This window comes from Prochlorococcus marinus, from assembly GCF_001180245.1.
Lineage (GTDB): Bacteria > Cyanobacteriota > Cyanobacteriia > PCC-6307 > Cyanobiaceae > Prochlorococcus_A > Prochlorococcus_A marinus_F.
Window position 1 is genome coordinate 100,953 of the sequence record NZ_CVSV01000037.1, and the last position, 25,041, is coordinate 125,993.

At 28.1% G+C, this 25,041-nt stretch carries 23 protein-coding genes; 14 read left to right on the forward strand and 9 right to left on the reverse strand.

Going from position 1 to position 25,041, the window contains the following annotated elements; translation table 11 throughout:
- Positions 1-10: 10 nt before the first annotated feature.
- From AMO19_RS01130 to AMO19_RS01155, 6 genes are all read left to right on the forward strand, one after another.
- Positions 11-1,288, forward strand: a complete 1,278-nt coding sequence (locus AMO19_RS01130) for a hypothetical protein (protein WP_075506982.1) — start codon at positions 11-13, stop codon at positions 1,286-1,288.
- On the forward strand, positions 1,285-2,406 hold the full coding sequence (locus tag AMO19_RS01135; protein ID WP_075506983.1) for a glycosyltransferase: 1,122 nt from the start codon (positions 1,285-1,287) through the stop codon (positions 2,404-2,406). The genes AMO19_RS01130 and AMO19_RS01135 overlap by 4 nt, the downstream gene beginning before the upstream one ends.
- A 59-nt stretch (positions 2,407-2,465) precedes the next feature.
- Positions 2,466-2,936 carry a DapH/DapD/GlmU-related protein gene (locus AMO19_RS01140; protein WP_179850465.1) on the forward strand — a complete coding sequence of 157 codons (471 nt, stop codon included), beginning with the start codon at positions 2,466-2,468 and terminating at the stop codon, positions 2,934-2,936.
- Between the two features lie 49 nt (positions 2,937-2,985).
- Entirely contained in the window at positions 2,986-3,531 is a 546-nt protein-coding gene (locus AMO19_RS01145) for a hypothetical protein (RefSeq protein WP_075506985.1), read from the forward strand.
- Positions 3,532-3,642: 111 nt separating this feature from the next.
- On the forward strand, positions 3,643-3,861 hold the full coding sequence (locus AMO19_RS01150; protein ID WP_075506986.1) for a Wzz/FepE/Etk N-terminal domain-containing protein: 219 nt from the start codon (positions 3,643-3,645) through the stop codon (positions 3,859-3,861).
- Positions 3,830-5,335 carry a hypothetical protein gene (locus tag AMO19_RS01155; protein ID WP_075506987.1) on the forward strand — a complete coding sequence of 502 codons (1,506 nt, stop codon included), beginning with the start codon at positions 3,830-3,832 and terminating at the stop codon, positions 5,333-5,335. The genes AMO19_RS01150 and AMO19_RS01155 overlap by 32 nt, the downstream gene beginning before the upstream one ends.
- 57 nt (positions 5,336-5,392) lie before the next feature.
- On the opposite strand, the gene AMO19_RS01160 is transcribed toward AMO19_RS01155, so the two are convergent.
- The 6 genes from AMO19_RS01160 to AMO19_RS01185 form a co-directional block, all read right to left on the reverse strand.
- On the reverse strand, positions 5,393-6,238 hold the full coding sequence (locus tag AMO19_RS01160; protein ID WP_075506988.1) for a glycosyltransferase family 2 protein: 846 nt from the start codon (positions 6,236-6,238) through the stop codon (positions 5,393-5,395).
- A gap of 105 nt (positions 6,239-6,343) precedes the next feature.
- Positions 6,344-6,922 carry an FkbM family methyltransferase gene (locus tag AMO19_RS01165; protein ID WP_179850466.1) on the reverse strand — a complete coding sequence of 193 codons (579 nt, stop codon included), beginning with the start codon at positions 6,920-6,922 and terminating at the stop codon, positions 6,344-6,346.
- 271 nt (positions 6,923-7,193) lie between these two features.
- Positions 7,194-7,715: a hypothetical protein gene (locus AMO19_RS01170; protein ID WP_075506990.1), complete on the reverse strand. Its 522-nt coding sequence runs from the start codon at positions 7,713-7,715 to the stop codon at positions 7,194-7,196.
- 256 nt (positions 7,716-7,971) lie between these two features.
- The gene (locus AMO19_RS01175) at positions 7,972-8,685 is read right to left on the reverse strand and encodes an FAD-dependent oxidoreductase (protein ID WP_075506991.1); all 714 of its coding nucleotides are present in this window, start codon (positions 8,683-8,685) and stop codon (positions 7,972-7,974) included.
- Positions 8,682-9,203 carry a hypothetical protein gene (locus AMO19_RS01180; protein ID WP_075506992.1) on the reverse strand — a complete coding sequence of 174 codons (522 nt, stop codon included), beginning with the start codon at positions 9,201-9,203 and terminating at the stop codon, positions 8,682-8,684. Before AMO19_RS01180 ends, AMO19_RS01175 begins: the two co-directional genes overlap by 4 nt.
- A gap of 43 nt (positions 9,204-9,246) precedes the next feature.
- Entirely contained in the window at positions 9,247-9,483 is a 237-nt protein-coding gene (locus AMO19_RS01185; RefSeq protein WP_075506993.1) for an aldo/keto reductase, read from the reverse strand.
- Between the two features lie 128 nt (positions 9,484-9,611).
- Here AMO19_RS01185 and AMO19_RS01190 point away from each other — a divergent pair, with 128 nt between their 5' ends.
- The 3 genes from AMO19_RS01190 to AMO19_RS01200 are packed head-to-tail and all read left to right on the forward strand — an operon-like array spanning position 9,612 to position 12,282.
- On the forward strand, positions 9,612-10,418 hold the full coding sequence (locus AMO19_RS01190; protein WP_075506994.1) for a glycosyltransferase: 807 nt from the start codon (positions 9,612-9,614) through the stop codon (positions 10,416-10,418).
- A 4-nt stretch (positions 10,419-10,422) separates the two neighbouring features.
- The gene (locus AMO19_RS01195) at positions 10,423-11,319 is read left to right on the forward strand and encodes a hypothetical protein (RefSeq protein WP_075506995.1); all 897 of its coding nucleotides are present in this window, start codon (positions 10,423-10,425) and stop codon (positions 11,317-11,319) included.
- 9 nt (positions 11,320-11,328) lie between these two features.
- Positions 11,329-12,282, forward strand: coding sequence for an MraY family glycosyltransferase (locus AMO19_RS01200; protein WP_075506996.1), 954 nt, complete (start codon positions 11,329-11,331; stop codon positions 12,280-12,282).
- Positions 12,283-12,385: 103 nt separating this feature from the next.
- On the opposite strand, the gene AMO19_RS01205 is transcribed toward AMO19_RS01200, so the two are convergent.
- Positions 12,386-13,204, reverse strand: a complete 819-nt coding sequence (locus tag AMO19_RS01205) for a hypothetical protein (RefSeq protein ID WP_075506997.1) — start codon at positions 13,202-13,204, stop codon at positions 12,386-12,388.
- A gap of 222 nt (positions 13,205-13,426) precedes the next feature.
- On the reverse strand, positions 13,427-15,166 hold the full coding sequence (locus AMO19_RS01210) for an FAD-dependent oxidoreductase (RefSeq protein ID WP_257008925.1): 1,740 nt from the start codon (positions 15,164-15,166) through the stop codon (positions 13,427-13,429).
- 200 nt (positions 15,167-15,366) lie between these two features.
- On the opposite strand from AMO19_RS01210, the gene AMO19_RS01215 reads away from it, so the two are divergent.
- A complete protein-coding gene (locus tag AMO19_RS01215) occupies positions 15,367-16,380 on the forward strand; it encodes a phytanoyl-CoA dioxygenase family protein (RefSeq protein WP_075506998.1) in 1,014 nt (337 codons plus the stop codon).
- Positions 16,381-16,539: 159 nt separating this feature from the next.
- Here the strand turns inward: AMO19_RS01215 and AMO19_RS01220 are convergent, their stop codons facing one another.
- On the reverse strand, positions 16,540-17,229 hold the full coding sequence (locus AMO19_RS01220; protein ID WP_075506999.1) for a class I SAM-dependent methyltransferase: 690 nt from the start codon (positions 17,227-17,229) through the stop codon (positions 16,540-16,542).
- 818 nt (positions 17,230-18,047) lie between these two features.
- Between AMO19_RS01220 and AMO19_RS01225 the strand changes: the two genes are divergently transcribed.
- The 4 genes from AMO19_RS01225 to AMO19_RS01240 all read left to right on the forward strand — a co-directional run.
- Positions 18,048-18,764 carry a peptidylprolyl isomerase gene (locus AMO19_RS01225; protein ID WP_075507000.1) on the forward strand — a complete coding sequence of 239 codons (717 nt, stop codon included), beginning with the start codon at positions 18,048-18,050 and terminating at the stop codon, positions 18,762-18,764.
- Between the two features lie 4 nt (positions 18,765-18,768).
- Positions 18,769-21,729 carry a peptidase domain-containing ABC transporter gene (locus AMO19_RS01230; RefSeq protein ID WP_257008926.1) on the forward strand — a complete coding sequence of 987 codons (2,961 nt, stop codon included), beginning with the start codon at positions 18,769-18,771 and terminating at the stop codon, positions 21,727-21,729.
- A 38-nt stretch (positions 21,730-21,767) separates the two neighbouring features.
- Positions 21,768-22,736 (forward strand): HlyD family secretion protein, encoded by a 969-nt coding sequence (locus AMO19_RS01235; RefSeq protein WP_179850467.1) that lies wholly within the window; start codon positions 21,768-21,770, stop codon positions 22,734-22,736.
- Between the two features lie 81 nt (positions 22,737-22,817).
- The coding region (locus tag AMO19_RS01240; RefSeq protein WP_075507002.1) for a matrixin family metalloprotease at positions 22,818-25,041 on the forward strand (2,224 nt) is incomplete at its 3' end.

Consider the following 25,041-nt stretch of genomic DNA (forward strand, 5'->3'; position numbering starts at 1 on the left):
AATAAAAGTTATGAAATTATTATTAGTCATAATTTATTTTTCAGTAGGTTATTTTTGTTTTAAGCTGATAAATGCATTTTCAAAAAAACAACAACAAAAAAATGAAAACAAAAGTAAGTCTTTAATATTTAATATTTTTACAATATGGACCTTTATTTATGCCTCATTAACACCTCTTCTTTCACTATATTTAGGCCCATTTGAATTTGAACTTTCAAGTTATTTAGTTATCTCATCATTATTATTACTTTTTGGAGCAGTGATGTTTTACTGTATTTTTGAAAAAACTAAAGTAAAAGATATTAATTTTAAAGAGCTTAAACTAGGATTTGCACTATTACTTTATTCTACTTATTTATTTCTTTTCATTGTTCTCTCTAAAAGCACTTTTCTTATCCTTGGATACAGATCATTAGTAGCAGCTACTACTGTAATATTTGCAATATGTATTCCTAAGAAAAATTATTTATTACCAATATCTCTTAATTTATTATTGATCATAATAAGTTTGTCTCTAGGTTTATTTTTCTACTCAAAAGAAATTATTGTCATTACATTATTTGCTCCTTTTGTTTTAAGTTTTCTTTACCTTAAAGGAATAAAAATTATTAATATTAAAAACTTATTAATTGGTTCATTCATTACAATATTATTATTTACATCAGTTTCGCCAATTCTAGGCTTAGTAAGAAGAGATATAATTTCACCTACTGATTTTTCTTCAGAAACTCTAGACTTCGTCTATGAATATAGTGATTCACTCGAATCAAAAAGTATTCTTGAAAATTCCTTAGAGAGGTTAAACATTCTAAGAGCATTTGCAATCACACTTAAGAATGAAGACAAAGTTCTATCTTCAAGACCAAAGGATCCATTTTGGAGTATTTACGGTTCTATATTCAGCTGGTTACCTTTTTGGGGAGCTAATCCTAATCACGCATTAGAGCAGAACAATGTAGATTTAACTTACTTTAATACTGATGTTCACATAGCTCTCACATACTTTGGCCATATTATTTGGTGCTTTGGAATAATTATAAGTTTTCCAGTTATTTTTTTATTATTAATAAGTATATGTTTAATAATAAGAGTCTTATTAAATACATCCCCTCTGATTTCAATTTATAACTTATTTTATATTTCTCTTTCCATGCTTAGACTTGAATCACAATTAAATATAATTATTTCTGACCTAATATTCATTATATTTACTAGTTTTATCCTTGAGAATCTAATAGGCAAGAAAGGAATTTTAGTCTCTCAGAAAATCCAACGAAATACACCATGAAACATACTATAAATAAAAATTACACACAAAAAAATACTAAATTATCTATTATCTATACTCATTCTCCACATTATAGATTTCCAGTATTTAAAACTTTACTCAAGCAATTTGGAGATAATATAACTTTTTTTTATGATAAGAATGGTATAGACTCTACTATTAAATCATCAGATTACTTAAATAATTCAATTGACATAAAATCGGTTGTTTTTAAAAGATTTATTTTCCAACCAGGATTTCTAAAATATTCCCTTTTTTCAGACTCATATATATATATATTTCTTGGTAATCCTTATATTTTGTCCACAATACTATATTCAATAATTTTAAGAGTTAGAAGAAAGAAAATAATTTTTTGGACTCATGGTTGGATTAAAAAAGAAAACCGATTCAAGTTATTTTTAAGAAATAATTTTTACAGGTTGGCAGATTATCTTTTACTGTATGATGAAAGATCAAAAGAAATTGGTAAAAGTTATAATTTTGATCCCAAGAAATTGATTGTGTTTTATAATTCTTTGGATTACCAAAATCAGAAATCTATATATTTAAAACTTGAAAAAATTAAAAGAAAAAAGGTAAAAACACCTTATTTCTTAATCATATCAAGACTAGTAAAGGAAACTAAAATAGATCAAGCCATTAGGGCATTAAATCTTCTATTAAAAAATAATAATAAAATCAAAGCAAAATTAATTATTATTGGTAATGGAAATGAATTTGATTATCTAAATTCTCTTGTTAAAAAATTAAATATAGATGTTGTTTTTAAGAACGCAATTTATAATGAAGAAGTTTTAGCTAATTATATTTACAATTCAATTTCAATTATTTCGCCTGGGAAGATAGGTCTATTAGCTCTTCATGCATTAGTTTATGACAAATCTGTAATTACCCATTCGGACTACAATTATCAGATGCCTGAATTTGAGGCTTTACTTAAGACAAAAAAATGCTATTTATTTAAAAGGAACGATATTGAATCATGTTCTAAAGCAATGCTTCGATCCATAAAACAGCCAAAAAAATTTAAATATAATCGGAAAATTTTTGAGAAAAAATATTCCCCTGAAGCACAATCTAATATTCTTAAAAACTTAATAAACCAAATAAAATGATATTTAAAAAGTTAAAAACCTTAAGACGTAAAATTCGTTGTAAGTTTAATTTATCAATAATGAGACTTAATAAGGTACATCCAACAAGTTTAATTTCATTATCTAAAAAAATTTCTAGAAACTTAGAAATGGGCCCATATGGCTATATTGGTCCAAATGCAGAAATTCTTCAAAATGTTGTAATGGGAAAATATGTGATGATAGGGGCACATTTTATTGTGGCAGGAAATGATCATAATTATCAAAAACCAGGTATTCCAATCATCTTTTCAGGCAGACCAATACCAAAAGACACAATAATAGAGGATGATGTCTGGATAGGAACAAGAGTAACTATTAAGAGTGGCATAAGAATTTCCAGAGGCGCAGTAATAGCAGCAGGTTCTGTGGTCGTTAAAGACGTAAATCCTTATGAGGTAATAGGAGGAATCCCTGCTTTAAAAATAAAAGATAGGTTTACTTATGAACATAAAATTATCCATGATAAAATGTTAAAAAAAGAACCTTTTGAGTCTTTATATTGCGATTAACGGAATCTATAAAATTTAAAAAATTAATTTAAAATTCTCAACAATAATTATGGATTTTCAATACGAAAAAATAACGATAAAAGATAAATTAAGAAGACTTTTTTGGAATATTATTTGGTCTACACTTTTTAGGACATCACCTACTCCTTTTCATTCTTGGAGGATTTTTTTGTTACGTTTATTTAAAGCTAAAATTGGCCGAAAATGTTTTATTTATCCTTCAGTAGAAATTTGGGCACCTTGGAATTTAACTATGGATGATTATGCATGTTTGGGCAATAAAGTCATTTGCTATAACGTTAGTCAGATCAAAATTGGTAAATTTTCAACAATTAGTCAATATTCATATTTATGTACAGCTACTCATGATATTAACGATAATTCATTAAAAAATAATCATCTAATGAAAACGATCTCTGCTCCTATTAAAGTTGGAATGAATGTTTGGATATGTGCAGATGTTTTTATTGGGCCCGGTGTTAATGTCGGTAAAGGTTCTGTAGTTTATGCAAGAAGTACCGTAATAAAAAATATTAAAAAATGGTCTGTTTATGCAGGAAGTCCAGCTAAATTCATAAAAAAACGTAGCCTATAAATTTATTAAACTTAAATTTAAGAGTTATTTTTTCTAAATAATTTTTTATCTGAAGATTAATGTACCCATTTGATGTAAATTATAAGTATGAATCTCAAAATTTTTAAATAAATGATAGATGCAGATAATAATTCTTTAAATCCATCTGACTTTGAGGAAATTGATTTTTCAAAACTCATAAATTTATTGCTTCGAAACAAAAAAACAATATTTCTTGTAACCATATCTACATTTGCACTTAGCATTTTTTACCTAATTTGGAAAAAGCCAGTTTGGGAAGGTCAATTTCAAATAGTAATTGCAGAAAAAAAACAACCTTTCAACCAATAATTTAAAAAATAAGTTTTTGCAGGGACAAGCTGAAATAATAAAAAATACTTTCAATAACAGAACTGATTTAAAAACTCAATTACAGATCCTTAAGAGCCCCTCACTGCTTATGCCGGTTTTTAATTTTGTAAAAGATGAAAAAATTAAACTTAATCCAAAAAATAGAAGTATGAAATATACTTCATGGATTAACAGTCTTGATATTAATCTCCAAAAGAAAACATCTGTAGTTAATATTTCATACAAAGATACCGATAAAAATCTTATTCTTCCCGTAATAAATTTGTTATCTTCAAATTTTCAAAATTATTCAACGAAAGAACAAAGAAATAATATTGATAAATCAATAACTTATCTAAACCAGCAAATAAAACTTGCTAAAGATAGAACATTTAGCGCTAATCAAGAACTTGCTCTTTTTTCAAAAAAATATGGCATTAGACTTGAAGAAATAACTTCTGAAAAAAAAGAGGATAATATGATCTCGGGTCAGTACTATAAAAGTAATCTAGAAAAGCAACAAATAGAAGCTTTAAACAATATAAAGGCCATTGAGTTCACCTTGTCACAAGTAAAAAATCAAGAAATAAATGTTGCAAATGTAGCGGAATTTGAAGAAGTAGCTGAAGAGTTATTGGATGAATTGAAGGCAATTAATATAAGATTAGTTAATTTGCGCATTAACTTTAGAGAAAATGATGATGTTGTTTTAAGAGCTATTACCAAAAAAAACCTAATTAAATCATCACTAAAAAACAGATTAATTACGCATCTCCAAAATAGATTAGAAGCAAATCAAAATATATTAGAAGAATCAAATAGGCCTCAAGAAGTATTATCTAAATTTGACGAGTTAGTGAGAAAAGCGTTTAGAGAAGAGCAAGCTATTAATCAGCTTGAGAGTCAAAGATTAATTGCTTTACTTGAAAAAGCTCGCAGTCAAAACCCTTGGGAATTAATTACAAAACCAACTCTTATTGATGAAATAGTTTCTCCAAAGAAAAGCAAAATAATACTATTAGGATTAATTTTTGGTTTATTGTTAGGAACTCTATTATCGATAATCTTAGAAAACAAAAATAAAATAATTTATGACATAGAAACTTTTAAAATAGCATTAAACAAGAAATTAATTTGTATTTTTGATAATTCAAAAAAAGAAGAGTGGAATAATTTGATAAGATTAATTTTTCTAGGACAATTTGGAAATAATTTAAACAATAAATCAATCGCTCTTATCCCCATAACTGATGATTATCCAGATTTTATAAATGAATTCAAGAATATATTTTCTGAAATAAAAGATAAACAAGATATTAAATTAACTACCGATTTAATTGAAGCTAGCTCATTTGACATCCAAATAATACTTACTTATCCTAATTTTTGTTCTAAAGAAGAATTTAATAAATTAAAAGTTAAGTTAGATTTACAAGGAAATGCTACTTTCGGTTGGATATATTTTTCTGTCTAATTATATTTTCTAGATACTAATTATTTAATAGGATTAGTTATTAAAAATATAGTTAATTTAATCATTTTTTTTTAGTATTTCATATACTTTCATATCTACTATAAATCTATACCAAAAAGCTTGTAAAAAATGAAATCCTAGACCTCTTATCCCATCAAGAAAACCAAAAAATAAAATATATCTTATAAGAAAATATATTAAACTTCTAAGAAAAATTGGAGAATTATTAAAAAATTTATCCTTTACTATTCTTCTACATCTACTCTTAAAAGACATCTTGAATTTTTCATCAAAATAACTTTTGTTTTTTCTAGAATTAAATAACTGCAAAGCCTCCAAAGAAGAGTATTTATTATGCTTTGAAATCCATGAGGAAAGACTTATTAGGCTATCATCTAACAATTCTTCTTTAAGATAATGAATTTTACCAGAAACGACTATATGTTCATCGATTAGTCCCTCACATTTTGAATACTTTGGACGCGCGATTCTAACCAAATGGCAAGGGAAAACGCCTCCGTACCTAATTTTTTGTCTTAAGAAAGTTATTCTTCTAGGAATTGAAATACCAGAAAAAGTATTGTCTAACTTTTTTATCATACTTTTAATCTCTTGCACTAGTTCATTGCTGACAATTTCATCAGCATCTACCCTAAATATCCATTCAAATTTATTTTGCAAATATTTATTTATAAAATTATATTGATTAGCATAACCATCCCATTCTCTTTTGATAACATTTGCGCCTTTGGATTCAGCAATACAAACAGTATTATCTTCAGATAAAGAATCTACTACATAAATATTATTAGTTAATTTCAGACAATAATCTAAACATCTAGCAATATGAAGTTCCTCGTTTTTTGTGAGAATAACTATTGCAATCTTCTCTATATTGTTCATGAATCAAGTTAAATCATATCTTAATATAACCTTCAAAAATCGGATAAAGCTACTAACACATATAAGTAAAACTTTTAAAAATATAAAAAATTAATATTTATATAGCTACGACCTATAAGCATGTAAATGACTAAAGTCGCTATATTCAACCTTCAATCCACTATTTTCTAAAATTTTTTTTATTTCCTTTGCAGCGAATGGCATGCCTCTTTGATTCAAAAGTGCAAAATGTATTTCAACAAATACATGCTTTAAATTATTATTCTTTAAAGTTCTCTTAGCTCCTCTAAGTACGTTAAGCTCAAAACCTTCAACATCAATTTTTATAAAATTTGGAACTTTATATTTTTCTACAAGAGAATCAATTGTATCAATTTTCTTTTCTTTACAATTTTTTGAATCACTTTGATTCTTGATAATTATTTTATTAGTTGGCGAACTTGAATTACTTGCACTCTCATCAAAAAGAACTTTTCCTGAAAAATCACCAACTGCTGTTTCTACAACTGTAATCCATGGAAATTTTTTTTTCAATAATTTTATTATATTTGCTGATTTAGAAGTAGGTTCAAACGCATAGATGTGACCTTCAGATCCAACTTTTTCAGCAAACTTTTCTGTATAAAAACCAACATTTGCACCAATATCAAAAACTGTCAATCCCTCTGAGAGAGATTTCTGCATAGCAAGATCAAATTTCTCCTCATATTTTCCTGAATAAAAGTTAAATAAATTTGTTTTTCTTATTATGTACAAAAATCCAAATTTCCTAAACAAATTTCTTAAAAAAATAGCAAAATAACTAGAAAACATATTTATTAATAATGTCCTTTCAAATAATAATATTTCAATAAAGTATAGTTTATATTAAACAATTCACAATTATAAATTTTTTTAATTTGTAATTATTTTTTCTAAGATAAAAAATTTTATAAAAAAACGAAATGATTTATTTTTAAAGTCTATTTTTATACATTGAATCTATAAAATTATCGATCAACATCAAAAGTGAATACGTAGGATTAGCCGTTCCAGCTGAGGGCAAAGATGCAGTTGAAAATACATATAAATTATTTGATGAAGCTAACTTTAAGTCTGGATAATCAATTAAACAATTTTTTAAACAATATAAGCTTCCAGAAGGATGGTATACATCAAATGGATTCCAATAATCCCTAGATAAAAGCTCAAAGTCTACTATTGGTTTAAGTCCTAAGGCTAGTAGAAGCTTTTCTCCAAAAAAAACTGCAGAAGATTGAATTTCTTTTACCTCATCTTTGTTTAATCCCCATTTGATAAATCTCTTTCCTAACAAATGATCAAATTCTAAAAATCTATCTTTTGAAAAAGGACTTTCAAAATCATATGATAAGAATAAATCAGAATCTTCAGGGATAAAAAGTTTTTTATCTATAAACCTTTGTTTAGAATAATCAAGCAAACCGGATATTGAATTTATAGGATCAATATTTTTCATATTAGGCAGTCTTCTTTGCTGTATTGAATAACCTAATTCTCTAAGACTTTTAAAACTCTTACTGGTTTGAGTATCAGCTGTAAAATGGAAGAAAGATCGAGTTGGAGATTCCTTAAAGATATACCTATTTCCATAAATAAGTCCCTCTTCAATTGATTTATTAGCTTTATCGCCAAGCTTAATTCTCCCAGTAGGTAAAATCTTATAAACTGGGGTAGATAAGTGATCGTTAAATAAGAGCTTAGTAAAATTATCTTCAGGTTTTTTTTAAATTATTTTTATTTTCATGCATTAATTTAGATATTATGAAGCTTGATTCCAAAGCTCCTGCACAAAGAAAAAACTTTGCGGCTTCAATAGATATATATTCATTATTTACTAAATCTAAACAAACAGCCTCTTTGATAGAAAACTCTTCCATATTATTTATATGGCTAATCTTGAAGTGATCTAACTTATGTGAGGTTAAAATTTTAAAATCCTTTTGTATTTTTTTGGAAGAAAAATCCTTTCTTTCAAATGGAATAAAAACATTAGATACTTCATAATAACCATCTTTATTAAAAACATTTTTAAACCAAGTTGAAATAATTTCTTTTTTTGGTTCTTTACCAAGTAAATTCTTCAAAAGAGAAATATGATCAAAACCATCGAAAACATTACGAATCAGATCATAGCCATTTTTAAATTCATCCTTTTTATCGAAGTCGTATCTTGTAAATGGCAATAAAGAGCCTCCCCAAAGATAAGATGTTCCTCCCATTCCAAAAGATCTTCCTTCTTTGGAACCCTTATATTCATCTATTCCAATTTGTTCAAACTCTAACTTAAATTGAGAATCATTTTTATGAACATTACCACCTATTTCAATACAAATTACTTTAAGTCCAGAACCAGACAATTTATTTAGAGTATATAAGCCTGCCAAACCTGCCCCAATGATACAGATATCGTAAATTTCATTTTTCATATTTGGATTATCTCAGTTGCCTCTTTTACCCTTTGCCTAAGAGGCTTGGGACTAGTAGAAGAAATAAGCAATGATAAGTTTGGTATTAATTCAAGTTTATTGAATAATCTATAAAGCTTTTTCTTTAAATCAAAATTATTTACATATTGAATACCATATAAATTTAAACCCTTTAAATTCTCTAAACAAATAATTATATCTTTATCTTTACTTTTCATTAAATTAATGGCACTTGTTTGAATATAGTCTATCTTTTTTGAACAAATAAATTTTTGATATAGAAAAACATTCTCGCCAGCAAGACCTGCTTTCCTAAAAAAATTTTTCTTTTTATATTTATCAATTATATCAAGCATATTAATTATTAAAAGCTCGTCAAATTTATTTTCCAATATTGGAGGCTCATGAATAAAAAAGGTATCTATTAAAGCTATAGATTTAAATACCGAATAACTATTTTCTAAACACTTAGAAAATTTCTTTAAATTTCTTTGTGTTTCAAATTTTTTTCCTGCCAATTTAAAAAATAAATATCTCAGCCAATATTCAAATAAAGAATCCTTAAAAAAACAAATCTATTGTATTTATACCTGCCTTTGTATTGATTTTTACATTTTCAAGCTCAATTACCCTACTCAATCTTCTTTGAGTTGTTCTTCCTCCATAGAGGGGAGCTACATCAAATTTTTTTATTCCTAAATCTATGCTTTCTTTTATTACTGCCTCAAACCTTTCATTGTTCCAAATATGATGTAACCTTGCAGTACCTAAAATTAATGAATTATTTAAATTTGACATTTACCTTTATTTTTAAAAAGATTTATAAGATAATTTTATCTTTTAGAATGATTTAACTTAAATGTGTTTCAATTTCGGAAATATTTCAATCACTCCAAGCTAAGATATTATGAGAAATTAATTCTACATTGGCTACAAAACCTACTTTATTAATTATAGTCCCAACGTTAAATTCTTATAAAGTTCTTCCAAGATTAATAAAATCTCTAAAAATTCAAAGTTATAAGGATTGGGAATTATTATTAGTTGATGGAAATTCCTCAAAAATACATGAAGAGTGGATTATTGATTGTTGCAGAAAAGATTTAAGAATTAATTACATTAAACAAGAAGATAAATATAAGGGTATATATGGTGCAATGAATCAGGGAACAACTTATGCAAGAGAATCTGATTGGATTTTTTTTTGGGGCTCAGATGATTGGGCTTGCTCCGAAAAAACTTTTTTTAACGTAATGAATATTTTTAATAAATATAAAAAAAATAATTATAAAAATCTTCCACATTTAATAATTGGCAGAGGGATATACATTGACTCAATCAATGGAAAAGAGAAAAGATTATCCAAATTTGATGAATCAAAAAAGTTTATTAAAAGATCCCGATATTTAAGGAAAATATTTTTTGGAGAAACCCCTCCTCACCAAGGGACTTTAATTGGTCCCCGGGCAAGATTAGAGACGCCATTGTTTAATGATAAATTTCTTTTAACTGCTGATCTTTATTTCATGCTTAATTTATCGAAATTAAAAGATTTAAAAGTAGAAATTATTAAGGAAGATATTGTGTACATTGAAGATGCTGGAGTAAGTGCAAGATTTATGAAATTAAGAATTATTGAAGTTATAAAAACTTATTTTATATTTTTTAAATTTTTCTTTTTTATTCCTTTTTTTGCTAGATATATAAGAAGGATAATTAGTAAAAAAATTTAATAAAATGAATGTTCATATATTTGGTTCAAGCTCTCTTGTAGGTTTATCATACTCTAATCTTTTAGATAAATCTGGTATTTATTCAAATATTTTTAAATATTCTTCATCCAAAGAAAGTAAAATTTATTGCGATCTTCGAGATAAAAATACTTATAAATTTTTAGAAAAAGACTGCCCTTCTTTGATAATTAGCTTCGCTCCAATATGGCTTTTTTCTAAATATATAAATGAATTATTTTATAAAAATTGCGATATTTTTTCAAAGGTAAAAGGATTTATAATTTGCTCCTCTTCATCATCACTAACCAAGAGATTCTCAGCTAATGAGTTTGATAAAAATTTATCAAAAAAATTATCAGGTGCAGAAGAAAGCATAATTGAATTAACAAATAATATAGATAAAAGATGTATTATTATCCAACCATCATTGATTTATGGAAATATATCCAAAAAGAAAGATAAAAATATTTCCAAAATTATACAACTTATTAAATTTTTGCCTTTAATAATTCTTCCAAAAGATACTGGATTAAGACAACCAATACATATCAATCAATTAGCAAGTGTTTTCCTTCATTATTCAGAAGAAATATCTAATAGTAGGAATGTTGGTAAATTTCATTCTACTAAAAAACTTGTTGGAGGAAATGAAGAAATTTCATATTATCAAATGATAAAAATGGTTATGGCGAATCTAAAAGGAAAAAATATAACCGTGAATTGTAAATTAATTACTATTCCAAATAGATTATTTTTGTTTTTATTTTCTCCTTTAATAATCTTTTCACCAAAGTGGTTTAGTGCAATTGAAAGAATATCAGCTGATTTATCAAACTTCGAAAAAGTTAATAAGATTATAAAAGGAGAAATTAAATCTTTCCCAGTAGAACCATTTGGATAATTACGCAAAATGATAATTTTTTATTTAATTTATGGTTTCTTTTCAACTTATTATTTTCTGAAAATTTTTATACCTTTCTTAAAAAAAAGAGTTATAGATATTCCAAATAAAAGGAGTCTTCATAGCAATCCAAAACCTACAGGAGGTGGAATAGTTTTCGTTATTCAAATACTAATAATTTCTTTTTTTTCTAGAGACTACTTTCCATTGATATGTTTACCGCTTTCTATTATAGGTTTTTTAGACGATAAATTTAACTTATCATCTAAAATAAGATTTACATTTCAAATCTTTACTTCTTGTCTGATTATTTACTTCACTCAAATAACTATTAATTCAGTAAATTTAGATATAACTTTACCTTTAAATTTTATAGTACTATTGCTCATTATTTTCACCCTGACAGCTTTTATAAATTTTGTGAATTTTATGGATGGTATTGATGGCATAGTTGCAAGTTCAATACTTCCAGGTTTTCTTTTTATTGCCATAAAAAATAATCCGATTATATTTATTATTGTTGGAAGTTTATTAGGTTTCTTAAAGTGGAATTGGAGTCCATCTAAAATATTTATGGGTGATGTTGGAAGTACCTTTCTTGCCTCATATTATTTATTAAGTTTATTCAGATTAGATAATTTGAATAATATTATTGGATTCTTTTTTGTTCTTTCTCCATTAATATTCGACTCTACATTTTGTGTTTTAAGAAGACTTAAAAACAATCAAAATATTTTTCAGCCACATAAACTTCATTTGTATCAGAGACTTTGTCAAGCTGGATTAAGTCATTCTCAAGTCTCAATCATTTACTCATTATCTTGTTTGATATTATGTATAACTTATATTAGCTTTGGATTATATTTTTTAAGTGGAATGGTTTTTATCATTATTACTTTGGGATTCTGGCTTGATAGAAATTATGCTGTAAGCTTCAAAGAATGCTTAAAATCCGAAATTTAAAAAACAAATTTCTTACAAATATAAGAAAATAAATCAATATTGAATAAAAAATAACTTTTAAAAATTCACAAATTAAAAAATAGAATTTATTTTTTTGTAAAATTTAAAAAAGCTCAGGGACTTTTGGATCGCAAGGTCGATCATATTTATAATTATATTTAAATGGCTCATTTTTTTTTAAATTTAACTCCTCTTTAGTTAACAAATTACTATTTATAAAAGAAAGCTCTAGTAATCTTGGAAGGTTACTTCCTTTGCATAAACCTACGGCATTATTAGGATGTACGTGAACTAATTTAATACCTCTTTCATCTAATTCACTAATAAAGTAATCTAATTTTTTTCCATTTATATCTAAATCATGTACTTCTATTGCTAAGCCAGAAATTAAAGGACATAAGGAAATAATATCATCAATAACTTTCCATTCTGATCCTTCTATATCTAATTTGATAAAAATAGAACTCAACTCATTTTTAAATGACAATTTTGATATCAAAGAAGGTATGGTTGTCATACTTTTATGATATGAAAGCTCTTCTTTTGAAGAAGTAATGTAAGCATCAATAAATCTTGAACCATATTTCCTTCTAAAAAAAAAGATTCTGGGCGAATTATAAATACAATAAAAAAATTGTTTTATCTTGATCTTTATTGGTAAATTTCTTTTAAATACCCTAAAACTATTTAAAAATAGAGATCTAAGAGATGTATCTTTATCAACAAAAAAAAATTCTCTTATCTTACCATAATTAATAAACTGAGTTTCAAATGACCAATCAGTACATATACCACCAGATATTAAAGATTTAGAATTGAAAATTATTCTTGAAGGAATTAAATAACCCCCATCCTTATTTCTACCAATCCTAATAATGTCATTACAGGGAACGCATGCCAAAAGATCTCTATCATAGTACATATTTTATTTAAAGATAATTCATATAATATTACAGTTAATCTATTTGTAAATATTGCTATTTCAAAAGTTTTAACAAACAATTGCAAGAATTTTTACCAATTACAAGTTTTTCCTCATCAAAAAATTTCCTTAAAGATGATATTCAAAAACTCTATCTCATAGAAAAAATATTATTTGATTTCAATTAAAAATTTATCAAAAAAAATATTTATTTTTTTATTTTTATTCAAGTAGTTTATTTCTTATATCATCGTCTCTTGAAGCATTTCTTACTAAGTTTTCAACCTCTTTGTTTAATTTTTTTAGTTTTGATTTATAGATTTCTAAGTTTTGAGTTTCTTTATCTATTTTTACCAAACAATTAAAGTCAAACGAAGAATTTTCTTTTTTGAAATCACTTCTTTGATGAGCTCCTCGACTTTCATTTCTTTCCAAAGCTGAAATAATAGTAGCTTCAGCACTTAAAATAGAAGACTTTAAATCACAAGCCAAAACAAGATCCTGGCAATTATTTTCATCAATTCTTACATCGATATCATTTATTTTTGATTTTAAAATCTCGATTCGTTTTTTACCCTCAATGAGTAACTCTTTATTTTTTATAACACCGCAATTTTCCCACATTATTATCCTCAATTCATGTTGTAAACATCTAATTATTTGATTACCACTTTTAATTAATTTATTTATATTTTCATGAGCTAAATTTATACTCTTGCTCGACCTTTGCTGCTGATTTAGCTTTTTGGAATAATTCGCGCTGGCAATTCCTGCTCTCTTACCAAAAACCAATATTTCTGCGAGTGAATTTCCTCCTAAGCGATTAGCACCATGAAGCCCACCAGCAACCTCGCCAGCGGCAAAAAGTCCTTCAACACTTGTAGATGAATCATCAGGATTTATTAAAACCCCCCCCATAGAGTAATGGGCGGTAGGAGCAACTTCCATTGGATATTTAGATATATCAACCATTTGAGTCTCCAAAAATTGTCTATATATGCTTGGTAATTTATTAATAATAAATTCTTTACTTTTATGACTAATATCTAGCAAAACTGCTCCATTTTTAGTACCTCTACCTTCAATTATCTCTGTATAATTTGCTATTGCGACCCTATCTCTAGTTGATAACTCCATCCTTTCGCTATCATAATTGACCATGAACCTTTCTCCATTTTTATTAAACAACTTACCTCCTTCACCTCTAACGGCTTCAGTAACTAAAGTGCCTTCGATATCTTGAGGAAGAACCATACCTGAAGGATGAAACTGAACCATCTCCATATCAATTAATCCACAACCTGCCATTAAAGCCAAATAATATCCATCACCTGTATTTTCATTTTTCCTTGAAGAGCTTTTTTTCCACAATCTTGTATGACCTCCTGTACAAATAATTACAGCATCTGCTTGATGCACTGTTCTCTCAGAAGAAAAAATATTAAATGATAGAGCTCCAAAGCAAACGTTATCTTTAACGAGTAATTCAGAGACGTACTGTTGATCATAAATTGGAATATTTAGTTTTTGTGCTTGCTTAAGGAGTGCTTTTAATATTGATAATCCGGTAAAATCTCCGGCATAGCATGTTCTCCGATATTTATGAGCACCAAAATATCTTTGATCAAACTTTCCGTTTTTTAATTTCTCTAAATTTGCGCCCCAATCATCTATTTCTTTTACTAGTAAAGGTGCTTCTTTAGCCATAATTTCAATTTTTCTTGGATTTCCTAGACCATAACCCTCTAAATAAGTATCTATAAAATGCTGTTCCCACGTATCTTCTGAGTCCAAATTACCAAAAGATGCATTAATGCCGCCTGCAGCTAAAACTGTATGAGAATCTGTCCTGGGTCTTTTCCCCAGAATACATACATCAAGTCCTGATTTCTTCGCCTCTATTGCTGCTCTTAAACCTGCCCCTCCGCATCCTATAACTAGAACATTCGAGATTTGAGTCAAATAATTATTAAAAGTCAATTAAATTTTCCTTAATAGTTTCTTTTTACTAATATTAGCTTTCAGGTGAAATTTTAAAAGTCTTTATAAAATTTCCTCAAACATAAAAAATATTTTTATTTTTATTGTTAAGATAATTTAAATTAAGACGAAAACCTAATTTTCAGGTTTAAATCTCATTAATCATTGATTCGTAAAAGCATTTGACTTTACATTTATTTACTAAAAATGGTCTTCCTTGTGATGTACCAGAAAATGAACAAGAGGATGAAACCCCAAAATTCGTTCTTCCAGAAAATTCTGTTGAAGCAAAAAATTTTTATCTTGAAAACGGATTCGTAATTATTAAAAAAATAATTAACGAATCCGATTGTGATAAATTGAGAAACTCTTGGGAAAATGAAGTAAAACCTTTTAAGGGGTACATTTATAGACAAACAAATGGAAAATTAGAAAAAAATATTTTTAATGCTCAAAAATGGGTTATGAATCCTATTTTAAATATTCAAAGTCTTAACTCTAAATATTTTTATAATTTAAGATTAAATTTTGAAAAAATAATTGCTTCAAATTTCTTGCTAGCTAATTTTATAAAAATTGTTATTGGTGAAAAACCATTAATTGTTCAGTCAATGTATTTCGAAGGGAATTCGGCCACTTGGGAACATCAAGATAGTTATTATCTCGATGATGAAGAAACTGGGAAAATGATAGCTGGATGGATAGCTTTAGAAGATATTCAAGCTGATGCAGGAAGATTCTTTGTTTGTCCTAAAAGCCATTTGTATGATTATGCTTCTATGAATCTCGACAATATTATTACTAAAAATCATTCTAAATATATAAATAGTGTAGTAGAGATAATCAAAGCTAACAACTTTACAGTCAATGCACCAAAATTAAATAAAGGAGACATTTTACTTTGGAATGCATTAACTATTCATGGATCACTTGACTCTCAAAGCCAATCCAATTCAAGGTCTTCAATTACATTTCATGCAATAAAATCCTCTTCAAGATTTCAGGTCTTAAGAAACATTTTTAGGAAGTTAAAATTTGACAAAACATTTAGTTTTAATATTTATCGTCCAAAAAATTTAAATTTGAAAAGATTTAAATTTATATTTTTTTTAGAATCAAACGTACCTAGGATTTTCTATTCAGTAAAGAATTTAGCAATAGAACTTAAAGTTAAAATTAACTCAAATAAATTGTAAAATTTAATTATGCTAAGAAATGAAGTTCGCCGAAGAGGTTGAGCAAATTTAATTCATAAAGCCATCAAGATAAAAATATCGAAATAGCTTAAAAGTAATAACTAATTTATTTATTTGAAGATTTAGTCAATCGATTTAAAATCAAAAAAATATCTTTTGTCAATTTTTTTCAAAGACAAAAGTCTTTGCATAACCTCTGTGATTACCAAATGACAAATAATTTAATTTATTCTTTTCTGAAAAATCTTTCACCGCCTCATAAACCATTGGCCTTTTATCATTAGCAGGAATGGTACCTAGCCAATCGTTTTTCTTAGAACGAGTATGATAATCGTCACCACACAATACACCTCCATCTTCTAGAAGAGGGTAATAATTTATTAAATCATCAAGGACATATTTATATTCATGATTGCCATCAATAAATATCAAATCAAACATTTCTTTAGAAATATTTTCGATTAATTTTTTATCATTAGAATATTTTCTATGAAATAAAAGCACAGGCACTTTACCCTCTAATTTTTTTCTGGTTTCATTAAAAACATGATCTGCACCTTTTAATTTAAGAACATTATCAAAACCATCATTTTCGTAATCTTGATATGTTTCATAAGGATCAATTATCACATATTTATAAACACTAAGATTAGAAATTATCTTTAAACTTGAATCTCCATATCTTGCTCCAATTTCGAGAACTTTTAAATCTTTAGTATTTTTAAATCTACCTTTTAAATAAGGTATGATTGGATCTATAGATGCAGAGCCTGAATTTCTTCCACCTAATAAAAATCTAATTATTTTTTCAAAAGGAGAATTTATTATTAAATTTTTAATTACTTGCATTTCCCCTACTAAATTAAATTAAAGCTATAAAATAATAGCAGCAAATCAAATTCTTAATCCAAATTTATCTCAAACTATTAATGAATACGAAATTTTTTAAAATTATTTTTAAATTGTAAATGCACATATCAGATTTACTTGCACGGGTTAAAGGATACTTTTAGAGTATTATCAAAAAAAGAGATTTATAGAATTTTACCTACTAATAAGTTATCAATATTCTCTTTTTTCAGAAAAAAATTTTTCTTTTAATTAGTAATTTTAAATTTAGATTTTCTTTTTTTATAAATTCCGGTTTTTTTTCTAAAGGGATAGAAAATATAATTACCGATATTAAAATAAACCATATCGTTCAGTAGGAAAAATTGAGAATTAATAAGGTTCGTATTATTTTTGAATACTTTTATAAACTTTCAACTTCAAGATATTTTTAATTTAAAAAGTAGGGGTAACTGATTATTTTTCCAAGTACTAACTAACAATAATCACTTCATTTTTTAATCATATAAAAAATTGTATAAATTAATTGATATATCTTTTTTTATTTTCCAAAGCAGAAATATTTTTATAGTAAAGAATAATGTATATTCATTTACTTTGACAGATTATTCGCAACATTAACCTTTGCTTAATTGCACATTCGCTCAATTATAAAATCGGCTTTTCATTAAGATTTGGTATTGCTTAAAAAATGGCATAACTCCAGCTATAAATTATGAATCTCTATGTTCAAATTAAGATTAAAATTTCAATAATCATTTACTATAAAGTATTCTATCCTAGAGAAAAAAAAATTAACTAAAAAATTTCCTGTAACGATGGAAAAACTTTCTCTTAAACAAATTACATCCTGGGGATTACTTAGAAAAATAAAAGAAGAAGAAATTATTGATGAAAATATCTCATGTATTCGTCTACCTAATAAAGATGAATTCAATAATATCGTTGAAAAATGGTGCAGATTGAATAAAATTGAGTCTGAAGAAGCTTTAAAAGATTGGAAAAAATTTAATGGTTTATCAGATGAGAGATGGGAATTTTTTATAATTAGAAAATGGCAATGGTTATTTTGGTGCATCAACAATTTCGAAAATAAAATATCAAACTATTATTTACAAAGAAAATCATATTTAGATATGATTGAATATTCAATTATTCGAGTTAAAAATAAAAATTTAGCAAATGAATTATTTTTAAGAATAAATGAGAAAGAAGAAAAATTTGAAGAAATTGCTTATAAATATTCAGAAGGTCCAGAAAAAAACACAAATGGGCATGTAGGTCCAGTACCCATAGGTAACGCTCACCCATTGTTAGCAAATTTATTACAAATAGTTGAATCAGGCAAAGTCAATTCGCCAAAAATGATCAACAATTGGTGGGTTATTTTAAGAAAAGAAAAATTTATTAACACTCCGCTAAATAATGAAATCATTCAAAAATTATCCCTAGAATTAGGAAGCGAATATTTGAACAAGTCCATAGACAATTTCATAAATAAATATTCTTTAAAAAAAGATATCCCACAAAGTTAATTTCTTGAATAATACAACTTTTATAAAAAATTATTTTGATTTGAGAATAGAAATTTTAAATTCTATTGCTGATGATTTAATACCTTTAAGCCTTGAACCTGGAGAAAAGATATCTGACTTTGATCAAGATGTTCCAGGAGTAGTATTTATTATTAAAGGCAAATTACGTTTACTTGATAAAAGCAAAAATGGGGAATTGTTTACTTTAAAAACATATAGTGAAGGCGAATATGTTGGCGCAATTCAATTACTAAGTGGTTTTTTTAAACACTCCATAGCTGCCTCAAGCAATGTAAAAGGCTTACTTTTTCCTGCAAACAAATTTATTAAATTAATTTTAAAAGAAAAAGATTTCTTAAATGCATTTTCACTTGTTGATTCAATTGAGTGGTACAGCGCTCTTCGAAGTAATATAGATTTTCAGAAATTTGAATCTAAGACTTTATTAAATTGGTCGAAAAAAGAATTTCCTAGTTTAATAAGGATTTTTAACGCAGCGCCTGGATTGAACTACTTAAATCAAGATAAGGGGCAATGGATAATTAGTAGTTGCAATATTAAGGATTCTCCTGCTGGTTATTTTTTGAAATCGCCAAGGGAATTTATAGTAGAGGGATCAATTCCTGCAAGATTAATTCCAATAAGTTTAGACTTACAAAAAAAGATAAAATCTTTAAAAGAAAAATCTAGTGAAAATTTTTATGAAGAAGAACTTCATAAAAGGAATTCAAATAAAGCAAAGGAATATAAAGTTCTTGAATCTGAGGCTCTTGAAGATTGGTATGGACGATTAAATAAAAATAATAATTATCCTCATACAAGTGGCAAAGGTATTTTGGATGAAACTTTAGCTTGTTTTAGAATGTTATCTCATTATTTTGATTTGCCTTTCAGAAAAGACTTAATAAGGAAAGTAATCTCAGAACAAATTAAATTTAATAAAGATAAGAAAATTGGTCCGCACCAATTAGCGGCAATTTTTGAGTTTATAGGTCTCAAATCTTCAATTCTATCTCCAAAAGAAAAAGAATTAATAAAAAAGTTGCCCTGCCCATCTTTAATTTTTATAGAAGATAGGCCTGTAGTAATTTGGAAACAATCAAAATCAAAATCATTTATCGGTGATCCTCTAGAAGGCAATAAATGGTTGGACAATGAGGTCATATTTAATGGAATAGAAAAACAAGGCCTAAAGGTTTTATATATAGAACGAACATCTTTTACACCAAAGGCACGTTTTGGTTTGAGATGGTTCTTACCCTCACTTAATAAACATCGCTTTAGCCTTTTTCAAGTAGTAGTTGCAAGTTTCTTTGCTCAATTACTAGGTCTTTTTAATCCTCTATTGATTCAACAAATTATTGATGCAGTTATCAATCAAGGGAATTTCACTAGCCTAAACATATTGGGAGGTTTTCTAATAATTATGGCTATCGCTCAAGCTGTAATTTCCTCACTGAGAACCTATCTTTTTGCAGATACAACTAATCGAATTGATATTTCTTTGGGCTCAAAAATTATTTATCATTTATTTCGATTACCTCTAAATTATTTTTCAACAAGACCTGTCGGTGAAGTAAGCAACAGGATTAGTGAGTTAGAAAAAATAAGAGGTTTCCTTACTGGCACTGCACTTACAGCTTTCTTAGATGCAACTTTTTCGATAATCTATATAGGAGTAATGTTGGTTTATTCTGTAAAATTAACTTTCTTCTCTCTAGCTGTTCTTCCTTTATTCATTTTTCTATCCTATTTTGTATCTCCAATTATTAAAGAGCAACTTCGTAAAAAAGCTATAGCTAGTGCTCAAGTAAATAGTCACCTAGTTGAAACTTTAGCAGGAATGGAAACAATAAAAGGCCAGGGCATGGAATTATATAGTAGTTGGAGATGGGAAAAATATCATGAAAACCAAGTTCAGGCGGGATTTAGGAATACAATAACAAGTTCCTTTGCTGGTGCAGCGAGCAATTTTCTACAGCAAGTTTCTGCACTAGTAGTTATTTGGGCAGGTGCAATTCTTGTATTAAATGGTCAAATGACACTTGGACAATTAATAGCATTTAGGATCTTATCAGGTTATGTCACGGGGCCAATGTTGCGAATTGTGAGTCTTTGGCAAAACTTTCAAGAAACGATAATTTCATTGGAGAGATTATCTGATGTTGTTGATCAAAAAGAAGAAATTGAGATAGCTGGAATAAATCTGCCTCCTATCCCATCCATAAAAGGCAAGGTTAAATACAAAAATTTGAATTTCACATTTAATAATTCTGGTCCTCCTCAACTTTCAAATATAAATTTTGAAATTCAGCAAGGGGAATTTGTTGGGATAGTAGGCAGTAGCGGCTCTGGTAAAAGCACTCTATTAAAAATGTTAACAAGATTATACGATCCAAAAAGTGGGTCTATTGAAATTGATAATTCAGACATATCAAAAGTCGATCTATATTCACTACGATCTCAAATAGGTGTAGTTCCTCAAGATTCTCTACTTTTTGATGGATCTGTTTTGGAGAATATTGCTTTGAGTTGTCCTGAAGCATCATTTGAAGAAATTCAAACTGCAGCTAAAGTTGCTTGTGCTCATTCTTTTATTCAAGATTTACCTTCGGGCTATTCTACAAAAGTAGGAGAAAGAGGAGCAAATCTTTCAGGAGGACAGAGACAAAGAATTGCTATTGCAAGAATGGTTTTAAAACGACCCAAAATATTGATACTAGATGAAGCCACTAGCTCTCTTGATGTTGATACTGAATATCAAGTGACAAATGCATTGGCAAATCTTTTTAAAAACAAAACTGTATTGTTTATTACTCATCGCCTAACAAACTTAGTACGCGCAGATAAAATTCTTGTTTTACATAAAGGCATATTAGTTGAACAGGGGAATCATGAAGAACTTTTAAAAGTAAATGGTCGTTATGCAACATTATTTAAACAGCAAAAGTCGGGCATCAAATGATAAAACAAGAATTTAAATTCAACAAATTAGAATCTTGGATGAATAACAATTTAAATAACCAAGAACCGAGATTCGAATCTTCTCAAATATGGAATAGGAGACTTCTTTGGTCGATTATTACTACCGTTAGTATTGGATTCATATATTCTTCTATTGTTCGTATAGATGAAGTGGTAACTGCAATTGGAGAATTACAAGCTAAAGGTGCAGAACGTCCGATTAAATCCCCAATTGGGGGAACAATAAAAACTATCAATGTTAATGAGGGACAAAAGGTTAAAAATGGAGAAATCTTAATCAAATTAGATTCTTCAATTTATCAAGCTCAGATTCAAGGATTGAAATTAAATGCTGAAAATCTTTATGAATCATTAAAAATTAGTCAAAATGTTTTAAATATCTATGAAACTCTTTTAAGAGAGGGCGCAATCTCTAAAGTAGATTATCTTGAAAAAAAAATTGCTATTCAAAATATCAAATTAAAGATAGATCAAGCTAATTCTAAAATTGAAGAAATAAAAGCTTTAAATGATAGGACGAGATTATTATCACCAGTCGATGGCGTTGTTTTTAACTTAATACCATCTAGTAAAGGATATGCCGTAACAGAGGGAGAAGTACTTTTAAAAATTGTTCCTGAGGGCGATTTGGAGGCTAAAGTTTTTCTTACAAATAAGGATATAGGTTTTCTTACCCCTAATATGAAAGCCGAAATAAGAGTTGATGCTTTCCCTTTTACACAATTTGGTTCAATAAAAGGACAACTAAAATTGATAGGGGAAGAAGTATTACCTGCTGATAAACAAAACTCTCAATCAAGATTTCCTATAATAGTAAGCTTAGATAAACAATATTTAAGGAAGAATAAAAAAAATTTTGAAGTAAAATCTGGCCAAAGTGTATCTGTTAACTTTATTGTTAGAAAAAAACGATTAATCACTACACTTACAGATACTATCGATAAGGCATTTGATGCTCTCCGCGGAATAAAATCTGATCGCAAATAAATTGTTTAAGATTCAGTACTTTATTGAATATTTAATATAGTCTCGAATACCATAAAAAAGTCTATTTAAAAAACCTGAACTTTGTGCCTTCTTTGTAGTTATGGTGGCAGAGATATTCATGTTTCCCAAGGGTTGACCTATATTGGCTCAAATTCGTTGGGTAGAATAGTAACGGAAAATTCTGATGCTGCTAATAATTCCTCAACAATATACTCTGTTTCAGTTGGAGATACTTTTTCAGGTAATTTAAGTTCAAGTGGTGATAGAGATTGGGTTGAAATAACACTTAATGCAGGAATTAGTTATGAATTTAATTTGACGGGAAGTAGGTCTAGTGATGGCACATTATATGATCCATATCTAAGACTTTATAATTCCAACGGTACTCTTTTAACATTTGATGATGATGATGGCTTAGGACTAGAGTCAAAAATTAGTTTCACAGCTTCAAATACTGGGACATATTACCTTAGTGCAGGATCCTTTAGAGACAGATATTCGGGAAGTTATCGTCTTTCAACTGAAGAAATAATCTCTATAGAAAGGGACTATGGGAATTTTGCTCCTAATGCAGATTTATCTTTATCAGATATTTGGTCTTTCATTGATATCAACAACGTATATATGCAAGGACTTAAATGGGGTAATGGATGTAAATGGGGAAGTGCAAATCCAGAAACAACTACAACTTCTCTAAATTTCTACATTTATGACAACGAACAAACGATGGGGCAGTATTCTGCAGGTCCTTTGCTCACCGAAGAGCGAGCTTCATATATATCTGCAATGAATGCATATTCTTCAGTAGCTAATTTAACTTTTACAGAAAGCCAAACAGCTAGTGACTCTCATATTCTTTGGGCATCTTTCGATTCTGATGATTATGGACGATCTGGCATTTTGGGAAGAGCTACGCCACCCTCCATCACAGGTTCTAATCTCGGTGCAGGTGGATGGCCAGCTGGTCTTACAACTCAAAACCATGAATATTATTCAAACAACGGTCAAATTAATAACTCTAGGATTCTTTTACCAGGAAGTTTTTATTATATAACGACTATTCATGAGCTTGGACATTCATTAGGTCTTGCTCATCCTCATGACAATACTGCATTATTCCCTGGAGTTTCAAGCAGTTCAGACACTGGAGATAATGGATTAAATGCTCATCCCTATACCGTCATGACTTATAACGATGTGGGGGCTAATGGATATGTTCCTAGTTCTTATGCTTATTCTGGTTTCTTAGAGACACTTGGTGCTTTTGATATTGCTGCTACCCAAATTCTTTATGGTGCAAATCATAATGCATCAACAGGAAATAATACATACTCCCTAGATAGTTCTTCTTTAAATGGATGGAATTGCCTCTGGGATAATGGTGGTGAGGACACTATCACTGCAGTTGGACAAACAGATTCAGTTACTATCGATCTTCGAAACGCAACCTTAGAAAATTCAGTTGGAGGAGGCGGTTTTATCTCTAGACTTGGAACACAAAATATTGGTTATACAATCGCTTTCAATTCAACTGGCAATTGTATAATTGAAAACGCCACTGGCGGATCAAATGATGATGCTTTAGTTGGCAATGAATATAATAATATACTTAATGGTGGCGGCGGTAACGATACTTTAGATGGTGGGAGTGGAGATGATACTTTAAATGGCGCCTCTGGAAACGATACTTTAATCGGTGGCACAGGAAATGATACTGTCAAATTCACAGCAGATATATACAATTACACAGTTTGGAAAAGTGCAGATAATCAAACAATAAAAATTACAGATAATTTAGCTAATCGAGAGGGAACAAATTCTCTTACAACTATAGAAAATCTAACTTTTAACTCAACTACTTATACAGCATCTAATCTAAGAAATGGAGCTTTTCTAAGTTCTGATGGCTATAAACTTATTGGCAACGCTGGTATCTATACCCTGAAAACCAGTAATGGTACAAGTTATTCTGACGATAGTTCTCCTGAATGGGATGTCACTGCTGCGAAACAAACAAGTAATGGATTTGATGTCTTAATTGAAGGCTCTGATGGATCATCTAAAGAAGGTTATAACTATATATGGTCAACAAATTCTTCTGGAGTCATAACTTCTGGCAGTGGCTGGTTAACTGACGAGCAGACAGAAATTGATGCCAATGGTTATGAAAATAAATTTGGTAAAGATTTTAATAATGATGGATTAGTCTCTGGGGGATCTGCTTATCAATTATTTGGCAACGCTGGTATCTATACCCTGAAAACCAGTAATGGTACAAGTTATTCTGACGATAGTTCTCCTGAAT

Bases quoted from the DNA above. Each gene is read 5' to 3' on its own strand.
- AMO19_RS01135 (WP_075506983.1), top strand. From the start codon at position 1,285: ATGAAACATACTATAAATAAAAATTACACACAAAAAAATACTAAATTA.
- AMO19_RS01220 (WP_075506999.1), bottom strand. From the start codon at position 17,229: ATGCAAGTAATTAAAAATTTAATAATAAATTCTCCTTTTGAAAAAATA.
- AMO19_RS01225 (WP_075507000.1), top strand. From the start codon at position 18,048: ATGGAAAAACTTTCTCTTAAACAAATTACATCCTGGGGATTACTTAGA.
- AMO19_RS01185 (WP_075506993.1), bottom strand. From the start codon at position 9,483: ATGTCAAATTTAAATAATTCATTAATTTTAGGTACTGCAAGGTTACAT.
- AMO19_RS01200 (WP_075506996.1), top strand. From the start codon at position 11,329: ATGATAATTTTTTATTTAATTTATGGTTTCTTTTCAACTTATTATTTT.
- AMO19_RS01160 (WP_075506988.1), bottom strand. From the start codon at position 6,238: ATGAACAATATAGAGAAGATTGCAATAGTTATTCTCACAAAAAACGAG.
- AMO19_RS01235 (WP_179850467.1), top strand. From the start codon at position 21,768: ATGAATAACAATTTAAATAACCAAGAACCGAGATTCGAATCTTCTCAA.
- AMO19_RS01170 (WP_075506990.1), bottom strand. From the start codon at position 7,715: ATGAAAAATATTGATCCTATAAATTCAATATCCGGTTTGCTTGATTAT.
- AMO19_RS01195 (WP_075506995.1), top strand. From the start codon at position 10,423: ATGAATGTTCATATATTTGGTTCAAGCTCTCTTGTAGGTTTATCATAC.
- AMO19_RS01150 (WP_075506986.1), top strand. From the start codon at position 3,643: ATGATAGATGCAGATAATAATTCTTTAAATCCATCTGACTTTGAGGAA.
- AMO19_RS01130 (WP_075506982.1), top strand. From the start codon at position 11: ATGAAATTATTATTAGTCATAATTTATTTTTCAGTAGGTTATTTTTGT.
- AMO19_RS01205 (WP_075506997.1), bottom strand. From the start codon at position 13,204: ATGTACTATGATAGAGATCTTTTGGCATGCGTTCCCTGTAATGACATT.
- AMO19_RS01145 (WP_075506985.1), top strand. From the start codon at position 2,986: ATGGATTTTCAATACGAAAAAATAACGATAAAAGATAAATTAAGAAGA.
- AMO19_RS01140 (WP_179850465.1), top strand. From the start codon at position 2,466: ATGAGACTTAATAAGGTACATCCAACAAGTTTAATTTCATTATCTAAA.
- AMO19_RS01165 (WP_179850466.1), bottom strand. From the start codon at position 6,922: ATGCAGAAATCTCTCTCAGAGGGATTGACAGTTTTTGATATTGGTGCA.
- AMO19_RS01175 (WP_075506991.1), bottom strand. From the start codon at position 8,685: ATGAAAAATGAAATTTACGATATCTGTATCATTGGGGCAGGTTTGGCA.